This window comes from Psychrobacter sp. TAE2020, assembly GCF_018919485.1.
In the GTDB taxonomy this organism is placed as follows: domain Bacteria; phylum Pseudomonadota; class Gammaproteobacteria; order Pseudomonadales; family Moraxellaceae; genus Psychrobacter.
This window is the reverse complement of the sequence record NZ_JAHLMU010000001.1, coordinates 1,353,354-1,371,818: the sequence shown is the minus strand read 5'-3', so window position 1 is coordinate 1,371,818 and position 18,465 is coordinate 1,353,354. Positions and strand designations below refer to the sequence as shown.

Annotated in this window: 15 protein-coding genes; 11 read left to right on the top strand and 4 right to left on the bottom strand. The window is 40.7% G+C overall.

The genetic code is table 11. The annotated features are described in order from the left end of the window. Positions 1-110: 110 nt before the first annotated feature. Positions 111-1,241 (bottom strand): tRNA epoxyqueuosine(34) reductase QueG, encoded by a 1,131-nt coding sequence (gene queG, locus KPY62_RS05455; RefSeq protein WP_228730736.1) that lies wholly within the window; start codon positions 1,239-1,241, stop codon positions 111-113. Between the two features lie 281 nt (positions 1,242-1,522). Between queG and KPY62_RS05450 the strand changes: the two genes are divergently transcribed. Then, positions 1,523-3,361, top strand: a complete 1,839-nt coding sequence (locus tag KPY62_RS05450) for an NAD(P)H-hydrate dehydratase (RefSeq protein ID WP_216581145.1) — start codon at positions 1,523-1,525, stop codon at positions 3,359-3,361. Positions 3,362-3,440: 79 nt separating this feature from the next. On the opposite strand, the gene KPY62_RS05445 is transcribed toward KPY62_RS05450, so the two are convergent. After that, entirely contained in the window at positions 3,441-3,932 is a 492-nt protein-coding gene (locus KPY62_RS05445) for a DUF4124 domain-containing protein (RefSeq protein WP_216581144.1), read from the bottom strand. Positions 3,933-5,000: 1,068 nt separating this feature from the next. Here KPY62_RS05445 and KPY62_RS05440 point away from each other — a divergent pair. From KPY62_RS05440 to KPY62_RS05400, 9 genes are all read left to right on the top strand, one after another. Next, complete coding sequence (locus tag KPY62_RS05440; protein ID WP_216583162.1) at positions 5,001-6,713, top strand: acetolactate synthase 3 large subunit; 1,713 nt, start codon at positions 5,001-5,003, stop codon at positions 6,711-6,713. After that, positions 6,713-7,207, top strand: a complete 495-nt coding sequence (gene ilvN / locus KPY62_RS05435; RefSeq protein WP_216581143.1) for an acetolactate synthase small subunit — start codon at positions 6,713-6,715, stop codon at positions 7,205-7,207. Before KPY62_RS05440 ends, ilvN begins: the two co-directional genes overlap by 1 nt. A gap of 149 nt (positions 7,208-7,356) precedes the next feature. Then, the gene (gene ilvC, locus KPY62_RS05430; protein WP_216581142.1) at positions 7,357-8,373 is read left to right on the top strand and encodes a ketol-acid reductoisomerase; all 1,017 of its coding nucleotides are present in this window, start codon (positions 7,357-7,359) and stop codon (positions 8,371-8,373) included. A gap of 386 nt (positions 8,374-8,759) precedes the next feature. Then, positions 8,760-9,179 carry a hypothetical protein gene (locus tag KPY62_RS05425; RefSeq protein ID WP_216581141.1) on the top strand — a complete coding sequence of 140 codons (420 nt, stop codon included), beginning with the start codon at positions 8,760-8,762 and terminating at the stop codon, positions 9,177-9,179. A 433-nt stretch (positions 9,180-9,612) separates the two neighbouring features. Continuing rightward, a complete protein-coding gene (locus KPY62_RS05420) occupies positions 9,613-9,825 on the top strand; it encodes a cold-shock protein (protein WP_201623046.1) in 213 nt (70 codons plus the stop codon). Between the two features lie 259 nt (positions 9,826-10,084). Then, entirely contained in the window at positions 10,085-10,663 is a 579-nt protein-coding gene (locus tag KPY62_RS05415; protein WP_216581140.1) for a DUF421 domain-containing protein, read from the top strand. Positions 10,664-11,024: 361 nt separating this feature from the next. Further along, positions 11,025-11,774, top strand: a complete 750-nt coding sequence (locus tag KPY62_RS05410; RefSeq protein ID WP_216581139.1) for an electron transfer flavoprotein subunit beta/FixA family protein — start codon at positions 11,025-11,027, stop codon at positions 11,772-11,774. Positions 11,775-11,827: 53 nt separating this feature from the next. Continuing rightward, the gene (locus tag KPY62_RS05405; protein WP_216581138.1) at positions 11,828-12,760 is read left to right on the top strand and encodes an electron transfer flavoprotein subunit alpha/FixB family protein; all 933 of its coding nucleotides are present in this window, start codon (positions 11,828-11,830) and stop codon (positions 12,758-12,760) included. A gap of 497 nt (positions 12,761-13,257) precedes the next feature. After that, positions 13,258-14,463 (top strand): cupin-like domain-containing protein, encoded by a 1,206-nt coding sequence (locus KPY62_RS05400; RefSeq protein ID WP_216581137.1) that lies wholly within the window; start codon positions 13,258-13,260, stop codon positions 14,461-14,463. Positions 14,464-14,647: 184 nt separating this feature from the next. Here KPY62_RS05400 and KPY62_RS05395 read toward each other — a convergent pair whose 3' ends face one another. Continuing rightward, positions 14,648-15,451, bottom strand: coding sequence for a TrmH family RNA methyltransferase (locus KPY62_RS05395; protein WP_216581136.1), 804 nt, complete (start codon positions 15,449-15,451; stop codon positions 14,648-14,650). Positions 15,452-15,582: 131 nt separating this feature from the next. Then, positions 15,583-16,572 (bottom strand): class 1 fructose-bisphosphatase, encoded by a 990-nt coding sequence (locus KPY62_RS05390; protein WP_216581135.1) that lies wholly within the window; start codon positions 16,570-16,572, stop codon positions 15,583-15,585. 757 nt (positions 16,573-17,329) lie between these two features. Here KPY62_RS05390 and KPY62_RS05385 point away from each other — a divergent pair. Next, positions 17,330-18,397, top strand: coding sequence for an aspartate carbamoyltransferase catalytic subunit (locus KPY62_RS05385; RefSeq protein ID WP_201623052.1), 1,068 nt, complete (start codon positions 17,330-17,332; stop codon positions 18,395-18,397). Positions 18,398-18,465: the final 68 nt, after the last annotated feature.

The following is an 18,465-nucleotide window of genomic DNA, read 5'->3' as shown; positions in this document are numbered from 1 at the left end:
CCTTTATTCAATTTTTTACTACTTCTTTTATTAATTGACGATTATTAACCATGAGTAATAAAAAATCACAGATAAAGGATTAAATAACTCTTTATTTGATTAATAGCCAGTTAGTCACTAGTGCTTATCTTTGCTTGCTGCTCTAATAGAGCCCAATCAATATGCTCATCTAGCAAATCACCATGAAAACCTAATTTAGCTTGTAATTGGTTGATGATCTCAGGATTACCAGCGGCATTGCCTAGACCGATAGCAATATTGCGCAGGAAGCTTAGGTAGCCAGTACGTCTAAGTGGGCTACCTTCTGTATAACGCAAAAAATCCGGCTCTTGCCATTGCCAAAGCTCAAGCAGACTGCTGTTATCTAGCCCATGCCTAGGTGCAAAGTCGTTGACGGTTGTCAGCTGGGCATAGCGATTCCAAGGACAAATAAGTTGACAGTCGTCACAACCAAATACTCGATTGCCTATGGCACGGCGATATTTTATATCGATACTGCCTTTATGCTCAATGGTTAAGTAGGAGATGCAGGCGGCAGCATTGAGTTCATGAGGGGCAACGATTGCTTGGGTAGGACAAATATCGATACAAGCGCTACAACTGCCGCAATGAGGAGCAACAGGCTTATCATCAGGTAGCTCTAAGCTCATAAACAGCTCGCCTAATACAAAGAAGGATCCCGCTTGTTTGTTCAATAATAAAGTATGTTTGCCCGTCCAACCAAGCCCTGCGGCATCCGCTATCGGACGCTCAAATATAGGGGCAGAGTCGCTAAAAGGTCGAAACACAAAGTCGCTATCAGCACCAATAGCCAAATGTTGCCATTCAGGGAGCATAGCTTCTATCTTTAAAGCTAATTGTTTGAGTCTGGCACGCATAGTTTTATGGTAATCACGACCGCGGGCATAACGCGCAATGATGCCGTGATTGGGGCGATCATTATCCTCAACAGTACGTGATTTTGGTGCTTGAGACAGGTAGTCCATCCGCACACTAATGATAGTTTTTGCCCCAGCCACTAGCTGATCAGGATGAGCACGTAGCTCATGGTTTTGATGCATAAACTGGAGCTGACCTTCATATCCTTTAGCTAGCCAGCGCTGTAACTGTTCCATCTGCTGGGCAAACAGTGGATGATGTACAGATAAAAACCCACAGTCGCCAAAGCCTAAGGCTTGCGCTTGTGCTTTTATCCATAGCTTGACATCATCGGCTGTCGCAAATGCGCCTTGATTGACCATTATAATATTGTTTTCTACATCTGTTACTGTGGGCTTAATAGTCATAGTGGGTAATAAATAATAGCGTGAAAGAACAAAGTTAAGATCATTAAATGTATGCCATAGTGATAAGCTGCATAGCTTAGATGACTAGTGGTGTGAGTATAGCAGCTAATAATATAACCGCTAATAAATAGTCATTCATATTATTAGACAATATCATGTATGCTTAGATCAGCTTGTTAAACTATCAGATAGCCGCTTAGAGATAGCCATTTTAAACCAGTCATTAAGGACTATTTATGCCTACTAAAAAAAATCTATTAATTAGTGACCCAACAATGGCGATGGCAACTACTAAGTTACCTGTCAGCTTGTATGATAGTAAACAGCTCTATGCTATGGAACAGGCTTGGTTCGCACAAGGTTATGATAGTTTTGCGCTTATGCAACAAGCAGCTTGGCAAATGACTCAGCATATTATTCAACTTGAAGCGCAGCACTATCAACAGCTAGTTACTGCTGCATTAAAACAGGAGTACCTTTATGCTGTTGTTGATAGAACGCCAAGTGCAATTATCTGGGTTGGTCATGGCAATAATGGCGGTGACGGTTGGCTAATAGCTTGTTATCTGCAACAAGCAGGCTGGCAGGTAACCGCACTGACAGTAGCTATTGATAGCCTTAGTCATAACCGTAATGATGAACAAGAGGGAGATAAAACTTATAAAATTGAACCACTGCCAGACGCCATAAAAGCTCAGCAGCTGGCTTTAAGGGCAGCTGTTCCTTGTCAGCGCTTTGAGGATCAGCAAGCTAACGATATGGCATTTGCCTCTAACTTATCGGCTGATGTCTTTGTCGATGCGCTATTCGGTATTGGTCTAAATCGCTCACCAAGCGGTATTTATAAACAAGCTATTGAGTGCTTTAATAAAGCTGCTAAACAGCACCATAACTATGGTGAAGCGCTAGTAGTGGCTGTAGATATTCCTAGTGGTTTAGTAGCTACAACTGGCCAAGTATTCGAGCGCTTAGCTATCGAAGCTGACGTAACTTTGTGCTTGATAGCTCGTAAGTTTGGCCTACATACTAAAGATGGTAAGGACTATGCGGGCGTCATCATCGATATCCCGCTGATACCTTATGGCAAACTAACAGCCGCCGCTACGTTATTGAGTACCGCACAGCGATTATCTGCGCGTCGCCAAAACAGTTATAAAGGCAGTTATGGTCATGTGTTAGTGATAGGCGGTAATCAGATAGAGGGCTCACAAGGTATGGGCGGAGCTGCTATCCTAGCCTCTGCTAGTGCTATGGCTACTGGGGCCGGTAAGATAACAGTCGCTTGTCATACCGCATTTCATGGGGCGCTACTAACCTCGCTACCAGACGCTATGACTATTGACTTACATGATATAGCAGGAGTCAAAAGTCTCATTAAAGAGGCGAGTGTAGTGGCGATAGGGATGGGGCTTGGCCGTGATAAAAGCGTAGAAAATCTATTGGTTCACTACCTACAAGCAATAATGCAGCAAGATCATGCCATAGTAATCGATGCTGATGGCCTTTATCATTTGGCTTCATTACACAAACAAGGCCATAAAATAATTGCTCAGCTAAAACACTACTCTGTTACTCACCAAGTTTGCTTGACTCCGCACAGTGGCGAAGCAGCACGTCTATTAGATAAAGATATTGTGGCTATAGAGGATGATCGACTAGCGGCGATAAAACAATGCGCGGCTACTTATGGTGGTGATTGGGTATTAAAAGGTGCAGGTTCTTTAGTTTTAGAAAAGGGGCTAGGGCAGTTATCAGAAACACAGAGTCAAGTTTATGTTTGCGCAGTTGGTAATGCAGGTATGGCAAGCGCTGGCATGGGTGACGTGCTGTCAGGGGTGAGCGCTGGGTTGTTGGCTCAACAAGACTTGAGCGATGAGCAGCGTAGTCTACGTCAAGCAGTACTTATTCATGGCCTGGCAGCAGATTTATTAATGAACCAATTATCTTATAAAGATGATAATGGTTTAAGCTGTACTGCAAACTTAGATAGACGACCCTTGATAGGACAGCGCGGCTTACAAGCACAAGATATGCCTGCGGCTGTTCGACAAATTATAGCGCTAATTAGCCTTTAAATCTTGGCAAAATGTAGGCTAATGATATAGAGGGGCTAGTAGTATTAGCTATTTACTCTAGCCTAGGTAGCGTCATAGATTAACTGCAATATTGACCGATAGCTTGTTGTACTCGCTCACGTTTTAGTTCAATTTGACGACTGTCAAGATATTCACGCTTGCCACTAGCATCCGTCTCATAGATAGGGCCATTGGCATTGAGGTTAGTTAAGTTATTACGTAGTGTTTGACAGCGCTGAGCATTGGCTTGCGCTTCTTGATCTTTAATACGAGCTTCTAGCTGAGCCACCCGCTGTTGTTCAGCGCTTTGGCTATTATCAGTTTGATTAGCATCAGTTTTACCGTCCAGCTGCCCTGGAGTATTCTGGCGGCCATCACTGCGAAACTCTATCGTTTCGATGCTCTTACCGTTTTTTGGCGGATGTTGACTATATTTGACTTCGCCATAACTGCCAATCGATTTATAAACTTCAACAGCGTGGCTAGCATTTATTGATAGTGCCCACATACTAATAGCCATTAATAGCATAAATAGTTTAGTCACATAATTCATCATAGATACTGCTGCCATAATAGCTGTCCTGTCGATTTAATATTAAAAGTATGGTAACGCCAAGGCCTACAGCCAGTTATCGATTCAAGCAATAGTAAGCCAAGCTTAGGAGTAAAACCTTAGGGCTTTGCATAGCCAATGCTTATATACTAACTATTGATTCTAACAAAAAATACTTATCAATAGATATTATTTAATAACCATTAGTTGGGTATAGGCTTTATAACTTTTTCTTGACAATAGGAGCTAAACCGTTGAAACTAATCCTAGTTGGTTGGTCAGTGAGCGGCATTTATAATATTGCCGTAGCACTTGAAGATAAAGCCTATTTGGCTACTTATCGGTAGCTCTATTGGTTTACCTTCTTTGTGGCAATAGCACAGTAACGATAATCGTCATCATGACTATAGTTATCAGCAGTGTTATTTGTCTCCGGACTTATCGGTCTACAATGACTAAGATAAACTTATTATTTACCATTATTTGTACTACTCATTAGTCATAGCTATATCTGCTGGTTGTCATCGCTGACATAAGCCTATATTAGGATAATGGTTTTTGCTAATTTGATAGATAGGATAGACAGCTTTGATGATAGTCAATAGGCTACAGTTAGCGATAGTGTAATCTACAATGATTGCTAGCTATATAGGACTGTTATGCTTCTCTACTTTATCGTCGAATAGTGAGTGTTCAAAATAATAATAAGCCTCTTTTCTTTTGTAGATGCGCTCGCATCTTGTCACTGTATCCGATAATATCCCATCACAAAGCTGACCCTATAAATTGTTATGTGAAAATAGCAGGCTAGCTTATACAGTAGCGCTACTTTTACATAGTGGGTACATATTCTTATATGGACAACGACGAGCACTATTTTTAGGTACTTTAATTACGTCCAAGCCATAACTGACGTCATTATAAATACCGACAAAACTCTGCTAGTCTGCGCCGTAAATAAAGGTGATGACAGTGACGCAAACTACTCAAAGTCCAAATATGACTGGACATACTCAAACGGCTAATGCCGCCAAAAATTTCCAAGAGAAACAAAAACTGCTTGCTGAAGGTGGTAACGAACCAGTAATGATGACTGGTGCTGAAATGTTAGTGCAGTCGCTCATTGACGAGGGTGTCAAATATATTTTTGGCTATCCAGGTGGTGCGGTTTTACATATCTATGATGCGTTATTCCAACAAGATAATATCGAGCATATTTTAGTGCGTCATGAGCAAGCAGCAGGTCACATGGCCGATGCTTATTCACGAGTGACTGGTGACACTGGGGTAGTGCTAGCGACATCAGGTCCTGGTGCGACTAACACGGTTACTGCTATAGCTACAGCTTTTATGGATTCAGTACCGATGATAGTGATTGCTGGACAAGTGCCGAGCAGCCTGATTGGTGAAGATGCCTTCCAAGAAACTGACATGATCGGTGTATCGCGCCCTATCGTTAAACATAGCTTCCAAGTGCGCCATGCTAGCGAAATCCCAATGATTGTCAAAAAAGCTTTTCATATTGCTAAGTCGGGCCGTCCAGGTCCAGTAGTTATCGATGTGCCTAAGGATATGACCGCTCCGAGTGAGAAGTATGCTTATGAGTATCCAAGCGAAGTATTTGTCCGTTCATATCAGCCATCGATAAAAGGCCATAGCGGTCAAATCAAGAAAGCGGTTGAGACTCTACTCGCCGCCAAACGCCCGGTTGTTTATTCTGGTGGTGGAGTAATTTGGAGTAATGCTCATCACGAGCTTAGAGACCTTGCTCATCGCTTGAACTTACCAGTGACTAATACCTTGATGGGTTTAGGTGCTTTCGATGGTTTCGATGAGCAGTTCCTAGGCATGCTCGGTATGCATGGTACTTATGAAGCCAATATGAGCATGCATCATGCGGATGTTATCTTAGCTATTGGTGCGCGTTTCGATGATCGAGTGACTAACAACGTCAAAAAATTCTGTCCTGATGCTACTATTATCCATATCGACATCGATCCTACCTCTATTTCGAAAACTATCTTTGCTCATGTGCCTATCGTTGGTGATGTAAAATCTGTACTAACTGACATGTTAGAGCTGATTGGTACTGATAATCAGCTAGATCAGCCGGCATTGTTAGATTGGTGGTCGCAAATTAATGAATGGCGTAAGCGTCATGGTCTACGCTATGATACTAGCACCGAAAATGGCATCAAGCCTCAGAGTGTAGTACAGGCAATGTGCAGAGTAACCGATGGCAACGCTATCATCACTAGTGATGTGGGTCAGCATCAAATGTTTGCTGCGCTTTATTATACTTATAGAGAGCCACGCCAATGGCTAAACTCAGGTGGCCTTGGTACTATGGGCGTTGGCTTGCCGTATGCTATGGCTGCTAAGCTGGCGTGTCCGGATCGTGATGTGGTTTGTATCACTGGCGAAGGCTCTATTCAGATGAATATTCAAGAGCTGTCAACTTGCTTACAATACAACATACCAGTCAAAATCTTAAATATAAATAATGCGCAGTTAGGTATGGTCAAGCAGTGGCAAGACATGCTTTATGAAGGTCGTCATGCGCAGTCTTATATGAACTCCTTACCCGATTTTGTAAAATTGGCCGAGAGCTACGGTCATGTGGGTATCAAAATTACTGATCCTCAGACTATGGAAGCACAGATAGCTGAAGCAATGGCTATGACTGACAGACTAGTATTCATTGATGTCTATGTCGATCGTGATGAGCATGTTTATCCAATGCAAATCGCTGGACAGACTATGCGTGATATGTGGTTAACTAAAGGAGAGCGTACCTAATGCAACAACATCTGATTTCGGTATTGATGGAAAACGAAGCGGGGTCGTTGTCGCGGGTCGTTGGTTTATTCTCCCAACGCGGCTATAATATCGAGACTCTGAACGTCGCACCGACAGACGATCCTACTATTTCACGCTTGACCTTGACGACTATTACGTCACCTGAAAAAATCGAGCAAATGACTAAACAGCTGCACAAGCTGATAGAAGTAGTCAAAGTCCTTAATTTATCTGATACTGTACACGTTGAGCGTGAACTGATGCTGATTAAAGTTCGCGCAGTTGGCAATGTACGTGAAGAGATTAAACGCAGCGCGGATATTTTTCGGGCGCAAATCGTTGATGTTAACGCTAGTATCTATACCCTTCAAATCGCTGGTGATACTGCCAAGCTTGATGGTTTCATAGATGTGCTTGGTCGTGAACGTATTTTAGAAGTGGTACGTTCAGGTGTCATCGGTATCGCTCGTGGTGAAAGAACGCTGAGTGTTTAACCAGTACCAAATTTTCAAATTTCAATTTAAAAATTAACACTTAGAATTTAACATAACGCTTATACAGCGCACTTTTTCTTATAGAAATAGTGCGCTATAAGTATCTTACTATCCATGGCTCTCCATGATTGAGGAAAAGGACTCTACCTATGAACGTTTTTTATGACAAAGATTGTGATCTATCTATTATCCAAGGCAAAAAAGTTGCTATTATCGGTTACGGCTCACAAGGCCATGCCCACGCTTTAAACCTACAAGAATCAGGTGTAGAAGTAACAGTTGGTCTACGTGCTGATTCTGGCTCATGGAAAAAAGCTGAAAATGCTGGTCTAAAAGTTGCTGAAGTTGCCGATGCGGTAAAAGCGGCTGACGTCGTCATGATTTTGACTCCCGATGAGTTCCAAAAAGCGCTATATCAAAACGAGATTGAACCTAATATCAAAGAAGGTGCAACTCTTGCCTTTGCTCATGGTTTTGCCATTCATTACAACCAAGTAGAGCCGCGTAGCGATCTTGACGTTATCATGGTAGCGCCAAAAGCACCAGGTCATACCGTACGTAATGAGTTTGTAAAAGGCGGTGGTATCCCTGATCTTATCGCTATCTACCAAGATGCGTCTGGTCAAGCCAAACAACTAGCGCTATCTTATGCTGCTGGTGTTGGTGGTGGTCGTTCAGGTATTATCGAAACCACTTTTAAAGACGAAACTGAAACCGATCTATTCGGTGAGCAAGCGGTACTTTGTGGTGGAGCTGTTGAGCTAGTTAAAATGGGCTTTGAAACCCTAACTGAAGCCGGTTATGCTCCAGAAATGGCATACTTTGAGTGCCTACATGAGCTTAAGCTTATCGTTGACTTAATGTACGAAGGCGGTATCGCTGACATGAATTATTCAATCAGTAATAACGCTGAATATGGCGAATATGTTACTGGTCCTGAAGTAATCAATGAGCAATCTCGCGAAGCTATGCGCAACGCTCTTAAACGTATTCAGTCTGGTGAGTATGCGAAAATGTTCATCTCTGAAGGGGCAACTAACTATCCTTCAATGACTGCACGTCGTCGTAACAATGCTGAGCATCAAATCGAAATAACCGGTGCTAAATTGCGCGGTATGATGCCTTGGATTGGTGGTAATAAAATCATTGATAAAGACAAAAACTAATTAATAATTAAATAATTTTTTGCTTAGCAAAACCCAGTTACTAATAATGATTAGATCCGTGACTTACAACCCATGTTATTAAATTGATAGCATGGGCTTTTATTTATTGGCAGTTCTGTTTTGTCACTATTACTCTCATGCCAATCCCTTAATAATAAAATTACAGCAGTAAACACAAGTAGATATAGGCACAAAATTGAGCTATATTTTTTAATTAAGTTAATCACAATGGTTGAAAATCAATAATAGCAGCCCAATTTAAGCAACCGGTAGAGTGCTTGTTAGCCAGTAGAGCTACCTAATAAAGGGCTATTTAAGATATTGTCATTCTTTGTTCCCCGTTGTTTTATTTTTTCTTTTTATAAACTATAGGTTGTGTCGCACTAATGTCTTTTCCAGAATGGTTGAATCCACAGTTTGCATATATAGGTTGTAGTGCGGTAGTTGCTGTACTTATTTTGATAGAAGGGGAGATGCTTAAGCGTAATAACGGCAAGCTTCCTAAATCATTATTTTTCCGAGTCAGCTCACTATTAGATACGGCTTGGTTCTTTATTTCAGTAGCTATGCTATATGTGATTGAGCTGACCCCGTTAGCAGTTGCTGTTCCTGCTGCTTATGGAATTTATACCGTATTTGGCTGGGTATACGGCACTCGTTTGCTCAAGCGTACAGGCATTCCTGATTCTACTGAAGACTTAGTAGTACCTTCTAAGTATATAGCTTATAGCCAATCTTTTGCGCTAGTATTCTTTGCCTTATGCCTGTTAGTATTATCCTCACCTTGGCTAGCACTACCTGCTTAATGATCAAGTATTTGCTAGTTTAACTAAGTGCTGTTTGGCTTTGATGGCTTTTCTATAGCTGCAATGTACCTTTTGCTTTAGGTCACTACTATAATACGCTATGTAAACCTAAGGGAGTTTATATAGCTTTAAAGCTACAAAAGGCTTATTAATAAAGGCTAAAGTTAAATTTAATAAGCACTGGTTTCGGTGGTGTTTACAGCTTTTAGCACTAGTAAAAAACTTTTACAAAACTCCTTAATTTAGTCTATCATTGATTATAAAAACTGCTATAATAATGTTGTACTTAAGAGGTTTGCGACAAAAATAGTGCAATATCACTGTGATAAAGCGTTATCTAGTTTTAGCATTCTGCTAACAAATTAATTAAGTATTCATCAATCAATAGGCAACGACACACGTCTTGCCAACAGTTAAAGAGTTAGGAAAATTTATGTCTGATAAAGTTGAAGGCACTGTAAAGTGGTTTAATGAAGCTAAAGGTTTTGGTTTTATCGCGCAAGATAACGGCGGACAAGACGTATTCGCTCACTACAGCGCTATCCAAGGTGGTGGTTTCAAGACTCTAGCCGAAGGTCAAAAAGTGTCTTTCGTTTTAGGTGAAGGCAAAAAAGGCCCACAAGCTGAGCAAATCGAAGCTATCTAATCTTATAGGTCAAGCTCGATTGATTTATCAATTAGCTTAATTATATAAAGATTAATGTGTTAATAGATTACTTTGTTTGTTAAAACAAAAAAAATATTGTTTAGACTGTATCGCAAAAGCAACCACTTATTGGGTTGCTTTTTTTTGGCTAAAATTTAGTCAAAGATAGGTAAGGCATAGAAAAAAAGCAATATTTTTGGATTAGCTGATGATCTATACTGGTTAAGATAAATAATTTGATAACTACTGAGGGCGGACTATGGATTGGCAAGCTTGGTTATGGATGGATTGGCAGCAAATCGTTGGCATAACTCTATCTGTTATTGGTTTTTATTTGTTTTTGATAATATTTACTCGTATCGTAGGTTTGCGAAGCTTTTCTAAGCTGTCAAGTTACGATCTTGCCATGACCGTTGGCATTGGTAGCATTTTAGCCTCTACAGTGCTATCAAAATCGACCTCGCTATTACAAGGTGTTTTTGCAATTGGCATGTTGTTCCTGTTACAAGCGTTGCTGTCTATTGTCAGACGCAAATTTAAACCCATCAAATCGCTTATAGACAATCAGCCCATTGTTTTGATGGCTAACGGTGAATATCTTTGGGATAACTTAAAAAAAGCCAAACTAAGTACTAATGATATTAAACAGATTTTACGCAAAAACGGTATCAAGGCTAAGTCTGAGGTTTTTGCCGTGATTATGGAAACCACGGCCGATATAAGTGTGATAAAGAATAATGAGGTTGTTCCTGACTGGTCATTATTTGATGATATCCGTGATAAGCAAGTATTAATGACTGCTTATAGTAGTAATATCATCCAAAAATCTCAGCTTTAGATACTATAGAATTAATCATAAAACCTTAAGTAAATAAGCACTTGGCTGTGATACAAAGCATAACTATTATAATTATTATGACTATATATAATTATCTATAACCAAAGGTTTTAAGCTTATATTAGCTATTTTTCAGAAATAGTGACAAATTTATGACCCATTATTCACGGCGTCATCTTGACCTTATAAGCGCTCTCACGCAAGATAGTCTAGTCTAATAAGTACAGCTAAGCACTAACCATTATGTGCTATAAGCTAAAACTGTTAAATATAACTTTGAACGACCGTAAAGCTTTACTTTTTACTTATAGCAATTTTTTATTTAATACTTTTAAAGTCACATATAACAAAAGAGGAACTTATGAAAGCATTAGTCGCGGTCAAGCGTGTCATTGATTACAACGTAAAAGTTCGTGTAAAAGCTGATCACTCAGCGGTTGATTTATCTAACACCAAAATGTCTATCAATCCTTTTGATGAAATTGCGGTTGAAGAAGCGGTTCGTCTAAAAGAAGCAGGCGTTATCGAAGAGATTATCGTGGTCTCTATTGGTCCTAAAGAAGCGCAAGAGCAGATTCGTTCGGCATTAGCTTTAGGAGCTGACCGTGGCGTATTGGTACAAACTGACGCTAAGCCTTATCCGTTACAAGTGGCCAAAATCCTAAAAAGTATCGCTGAGTCTGAAGGTACTGATATTATCTTGTTAGGTAAGCAAGCCATTGATGATGATAATAATCAAACTGGTCAAATGCTGGCGGCATTGATGGGCATTGGTCAAGGTACTTTTGCTTCAGAAGTTAAAGTAGAAGGCGATAAAGTAAACGTCACTCGTGAAGTAGATGGCGGTGCACAAACAGTAGCATTGTCTCTACCAGCAGTAATCACTACTGACCTACGTCTTAATGAGCCACGTTATGCCAAGCTGCCTAACATCATGAAAGCCAAGAAAAAGCAACTTGATGAAAAAACGCCTGCTGACTTTGGGGTAGATATGACCTCTAAACAAGAGGTCACCAAAGTTGAGCCACCTGCTGAGCGTAAAGCGGGTATCACGGTTAAGTCAGTAGACGAATTAGTCGACAAGCTAAGAAATGAAGCCAAAGTCATTTAGGCTAACAGCTGACCATACGAATAGATGATACGAATAAACAAAGGACAAAAATCATGGCTATTTTGGTATATGCAGAACATGACAATGCCAGTCTAAAAAAGGCAACTTTAAACACTATCGCCGCCGCTAAACAAATAGGTGTCGATGTTCATGTATTGGTTGCTGGTAGTGGTAATCAAGCGGTAGCTGACGAAGCTGCGAAAGCTGAAGGGGTGACTAAAGTCCTATTAGCAGATAATGCAGTTTATGAGCATCAATTGGCAGAGAATATTGCGTTATTGGTTGCTGATATTGCTAGTGACTACAGTCATATTTTGGCTCCTGCAACCAGCACGGGCAAAGGCTTTATGCCACGTGCAGCAGCGTTACTTGATGTGAGTATGCTGTCTGAGATCACTGCAGTTATAGATCCACAAAATTTTGAACGTCCTATCTATGCAGGCAACGCTACTGCTACTGTTAAGACAACAGAAGAAAAAGTTATGATAACAGTACGTGCCACAGCTTTTGATCCTGTGGCCGCCGAAGGTGGTTCGGCTACTGTCGAAACTATCGATAATGTACAAGAAGCTGGTAAAGCAACTTTCGTTAATGAAGAGATGGCTAAGTCTGACCGTCCTGAATTGACTTCAGCATCAATCGTAGTTTCAGGTGGTCGTGCGCTTGCTAATGGTGAGAACTTTACTAAGTATATTGAACCGCTTGCTGACAAGTTAGGTGCTGCTATTGGCGCTTCACGTGCGGCAGTAGATGCAGGTTATGTTGCTAACGATATGCAAGTTGGTCAAACTGGCAAAATCGTTGCTCCAGATCTATACATTGCCGCTGGTATTTCAGGTGCCATCCAGCATTTAGCGGGTATGAAAGACTCTAAAGTTATCGTAGCTATCAATAATGATCCAGATTCACCTATCGCTAGCGTGGCTGATTACTTCTTGGAAGCGGATTTGTTCACAGCATTGCCTGAATTAACTAGTAAGATTTAAGTATTTTTAAATTTTGATAAGTTAATGGTTGATAATAGGTTATTGATAACCTATTAGCAGCTTGCAAGGGATAACAATAAAAGCCTCCAACCAATTGGTTCGGAGGCTTTTTTGTCAAATCATCTTAGTCTCAAGTGAGGGGTCATACTGTTAAGCATTAGTGTGCTAACGATCAATCACTTATATTGTATAAAACACTATTTCTTAATAGAGTAAATAGTAGCCCTACCGTCTACTATTGATCTGTCTAATATTAATCTACTAAAGTAAAGAGTTATGAGCTAGTAGGCCAGTGATGATAGTACAAAAAATATGCCATACTTAAGTCTTTACCAAGCCGCTATTATCTGATGGCTATATTTATAGTCATGTTTTACAGTCTATATTTTATTGCCTGATAAGGTTAGTCTTACTAAACTGATTAATTGACAGCGACTTACGCTATAAACCACATAATATACCGATTAATTAGTACATTAAAGGATTAGGAGATACTAATGAGTACAGTACTGAATACCACAGAACGCTTGCCCCAAGACTGGGATGATTGGGTGACAACGAATATAATGCGCGGTGTGCAAGCAGAGACAATCGCTCAGACATTGAAGGAAAATAGTTTTTCGGATGCGCAAATCAAAACAGCATTGAGTACCCACTGGACAGTAGCATCAAATGATAGCGAAAAGTCTATTGATACGCTTGCAGATAACTGGAAGGAGTGGGTAGCGTCTAATTTACTTGAAGGGACGAGTAAAAACAGCATTGCGCAAGTATTGTTGCAACAAGGATTTAGTAACGCGCAGATTGTATTCGAAATAGAAGCCGCCTATAAAAGTCCTTATCTACAAGCAGGTATTAGAGCTGCTAAACTGCTAAAAAAACGAGAATGGCTGCTACAAACTTGTGATGATTTGGCTAGATTAGATCCAGGTTATAATCAGCAGATTGAGGTGATCGATACACCGCCGCTTGAGGTGTTCATTAAAGACTACTATAGTAAACATAAGCCTGTAGTCTTAAAAAAGGGTATTGATCACTGGCCAGCACTCAAAAAGTGGAGTCCTCAATACTTTGCAGACACTTTAGGCGAGGCTGAGATTCAAGTGCAGTTCAACCGTGAGAGTGATGCATTATTTGAGCGTAACTCTGAGCAGCATCGTAAGTCTATGCGCATGGCTGAGTTTGTAGACATGATTGAAAATGGCGGTGATAGCAATGACTACTATATGACGGCGAATAATACCCAGCAAAACATTAACGCTGTAAGACCAGCTTTTAAAGATTTAGGTGACTTTGGCGAAGGTTACCGTATGCTCACTGATGATCCTACTTTTAATACTTATTTTTGGATGGGACCAAAAGGGGTATTTACCCCAATACATCATGATTTAACCAATAACATGCTAGTTCAGGTTTATGGCAGTAAAAAAGTGACGTTGATTCCAGCGTGGCAAGTGCCTTGGATGTATAACGATTCGCATGTATTTAGTCAGGTGGATTTTCCTAAAATCGATTTAAACACACACCCGCTTATGCAATACGTGACCCCAGTGGAAGTCACTATCGAGGCTGGTGATGCTTTATTTATACCTATTGGATGGTGGCATTGTGTCAATGGATTAGAAAAATCTATTAGCATTAGCTTTACCAATTTTAACGCGCCAAATAATTATGCTGAAAGCTTTAAAGAGGTAGGTACTTAACCGCTGGTTTTATAGTAGGCAGACTATAATATTTACTTGATAGCTGTTTCAATGAGTAAGGACTGAATAACGGATTCAAAGGATCATGTTATTCAGTCATTTTTTTGCTGCAAAAATGCTTATTAAAATATTCTACTTAATTTCGCCTAATATTCTAACTGTAGTACCCTTATAGCAAATCCAACTAAGAATAACTTCTTTGACGCAAAGTTTCATACAGACAGAGCGCTCCAGCAATAGCGACATTGAGGCTCTCTTGACCATTAGGCTGAGGTAAGGCGATAGGAGTAGCACATTGCATGAGCTCAGCGCAAACCCCTTGACCTTCGTGACCCATAATCCAAGCGGTAGGCCGGCGTAGATCATGCTGGTAGATTAAGGTATCGGTATGCGAACTCGTGGCTAAGAGTGGTACTTGTACTTTATCTAAAATATCTGTCACGCTTAGCCCTTCATAGATAGTCAATGCAAACTGCGCACCCATGCCTGCCCGTAAAGTCTTTGGTGACCATGCTTGAGCCGTGCCACTAGTACAAAGTATAGTATCAATGCCAACAGCAGCAGCAGTACGCAGTAAAGTACCTACGTTACCGCTGTCTTGGACGTCATCTAATATCAAACAGTCAGTAGTAATCATCGGCAGAATAGGAGCTGGTATCTTGACTATGGCCATAACATCGATACCTGAGCCTAGACTACGAATGCTCTTATATAACGAGTCTGACATGATTAAAACACTAATATCAGTAGTCAGGCGGCTTAATATTTGCTGCACTTCAGGGTGCCCATGAGCGGATTCTGCTACTAGTATTTGTTCGAATGGATAATCGCTGCGTAAAGCGGCGTCAATTAAATGTATGCCTTCAAGTACAGTCTGCGCTTGCTTATTACGTTGGCGTGCTTGAGTTAATAAAGCTTTGGCCAGCTTTATCGTTTGGTTCTTATCAGAAGTAACTAGTGGGTTTAGCTCGTTTGAATATAATGTCATAATAGACCGCTTAAAAATCAATATAAAGTTGCGCGGCTTAACCGTTTAACTGGCTAAAAATTAGTAGTTAAAAAGGTAAACCCAGTCAAGGTCATTTATGGATGACCGCCTATTACAGACGGTTATCTAAGTTAGCCCTGTTTATTAGCATGCTGTAAATGTAGCTCTCTGACATAATTGACTTCGTTTTTGCTACCGAGGACTACAGGCACCCGCTGATGAATATCTGTAGGCTCGATATCAAGGATACGGTTGACGGCATCAGTAGCACTACCACCAGCCCGTTCAATTAGTAAGCTCATCGGATTAGCTTCGTACATCAAGCGTAATTTGCCAGCTTTATTGGCATACTTAGTGTCAAACGGATAAGTAAAGAGACCGCCGCGGCATAAAATACGGTGCACATCACCGACCATGGCTGCTACCCAACGGGTATTAAAATCACGCTCGCGCACACCAGCTTCACCAGCGATCAACTCATCTATATATTGCTGCATAGGCGCACGCCAATAGCGATAGTTGGAGCTGTTAATCGAGTACTCGCTAGTGTCTGCATCGATTTGGACTTGTTCTTCAACCACGATATAATCTCCAGTATCAGGATCGAGACTGAACATAACTACTGTATCAGTGATAGTCAGCGCTAGCATCGTAGAAGTGCCATATAATAAATAGCCAGCTGCTAGCTGTTTAGTGCCTGGCTGCAAAAAGTCTTGATCTTTGCTCGCTTGGCCTTGACGATTATAAGGAAGGATGGAGAAAATAGTTCCCACCGCCATATTGATGTCGATGTTAGAGGAGCCATCAAGAGGATCAAATAATACTAATAAGCTACCGTCTACATTGGCAGGAGTAGCATGATCTAGTTCTTCTGAGGCAACCCCAGCGCAATGACTGTTTTGTGCTAAAGCGTCTAATAATAAATCATTGGCTAAAACATCGAGCTTTTTTTGATCTTCGCCTTGAACGTTCTGATTGCCCGCTTCCCCTAAGATATCTGCAAGCGCGCCCTTCCTTAATAGCTGGGCAATGGTTTTACCAACGTCAGTAACAGTGGTGATTACTTCGCTAAGCGCAGCGTCGCAAGAAACATGGTTTAAGTAGTCGGTCAAAGTGGTCATAAAGCTTCCTAATAAGTAGGATTATAATAAAAGTGTTATCATAAAAAAGTGATAAAACAACTGGGCTATAAATCTTAACTGAATCTTTAATAAATAGTGATTAGGCAATGCATTACAGTATTAATTATTAGCTATTAAAGGTAATAATAGCGGTTAAAAGCTATTGATAAGCTGGATAAAAAGTTATATTAAGAGAGCTTAGCGTATTTTTAGCGGTCAAATAATAGCTACATACATAACTGCGCTAAATTAGTCAGAGCGTTATGTTTATGACTATGACAAAATCAGCTACACTATGGCTAAGGCATGTCCTCATTTAATAGGATGGATAGTTAGCGGCCTTAAAATAGCTATCTCTCTCTATTAATGTGACCCTTTGAGCGTTTATAAACAATAAGATGATATTCTCTACAACAACTATTTTGATTGACGAAAATCTATCGCATTTTTATCGTCATTCGCTAATTAATGAGCCGTCTTAATGTCGTTGGCGCTGATAAATTTTGGTACAACCGTCATTAAAAGAGTTGATAATAGCCTTAAGTTGTAACATTCATTATCAGTAGTCATTAGCATTATAAAGTTATTGCGGTAAAGTGTAGCAAATAAGCGACAAAATGTCCTTATTGCTAGACGGTTAACTAAGTGTTTTAAGCAAAATACCAATGATTATAAGTATAATAACCTTAGCTGTAATATTCAGTTTGAATCAGTAAATTCAATCCTAAATATAAACCTATCATAAAGACTTGCCATTATGCCAAATACTCACGATACCAAGAATAACGTTTCCCCTTCTGAATACGCCAAGTTTGATCCTAGTACTATTCATCAAAGACTCAATACTTCGCTTAGTCGACCACAATTAAATAGTGATGGTAGCATAAGGCATTTTTTGGGAGTGGAAGGTCTTAACAAAGCGCAATTGCAAGCTATCATTGCCAAAGCTGAAACTTTCTTCGATGAAAATGGGCAACTGATTAATCGTCCTGAGTTGGAAGGTTGTACGGTGATGAATCTATTTTTTGAGCCATCAACTCGTACGCGGACTACCTTTGAGGTCGCTGAAAAACGTCTTGGTGCTAATGTGTTGAACCTTGATATCGCCAGCTCTAGTGCGAAAAAAGGCGAAAGCCTACGCGATACGCTGTGGAATCTACAAGCAATGACTGCTGATATTTTTGTAGTACGTCATTCCGCTTCTGGCGCTGCACATTTTATGGCTACTGAGGTGACCCCAGATATTGCTATTATTAACGGCGGTGACGGCTGGCATGCACATCCTACTCAAGGTATGCTCGATATGCTCACTATTCACCGTGAAGCGCCGCGTCCGTTTGAAGAGTTGTCAGTGGCTATCATTGGCGATGTCAAGCATTCACGAGTAGCTCGATCCGATATCAGTGCCTTGCAAACCTTAGGTGTCAAAGATATTAGAGTGATAGCGCCACGTACGCTGCTACCAAAAGGTATTGAGCGTTTTGGGGTGCAAGTCTATGAGGATATGAACAGCTGCGTGCGTGACTGTGATGTGATTATGGGGCTTAGAATACAGAACGAGCGTATTGGCTCGCCTCTACTAGCTTCATCGAGTGAATATTATAAGCAGTACGGCATTACCCCTGAGCGGGTAGCGTTAGCCAAACCCGATGCGCTAATTATGCATCCTGGGCCAATGAATCGTGGGGTGGAAATTGCCTCAAGCGTGGCTGATGGCCCGCAATCCGTTATCTTAAAGCAGGTGAGTAATGGGGTCGCTATACGTATGGCAGTATTGGCTTTGACTATGGAAGGGCAGCGCGCTCACCAAGCGAATAGAGGATAATTGCTAGCAGTAGATTAGATTTTGATGTGATACTAATTTAGCCAATGGCTGTTGGTTAGTTTTTGTCT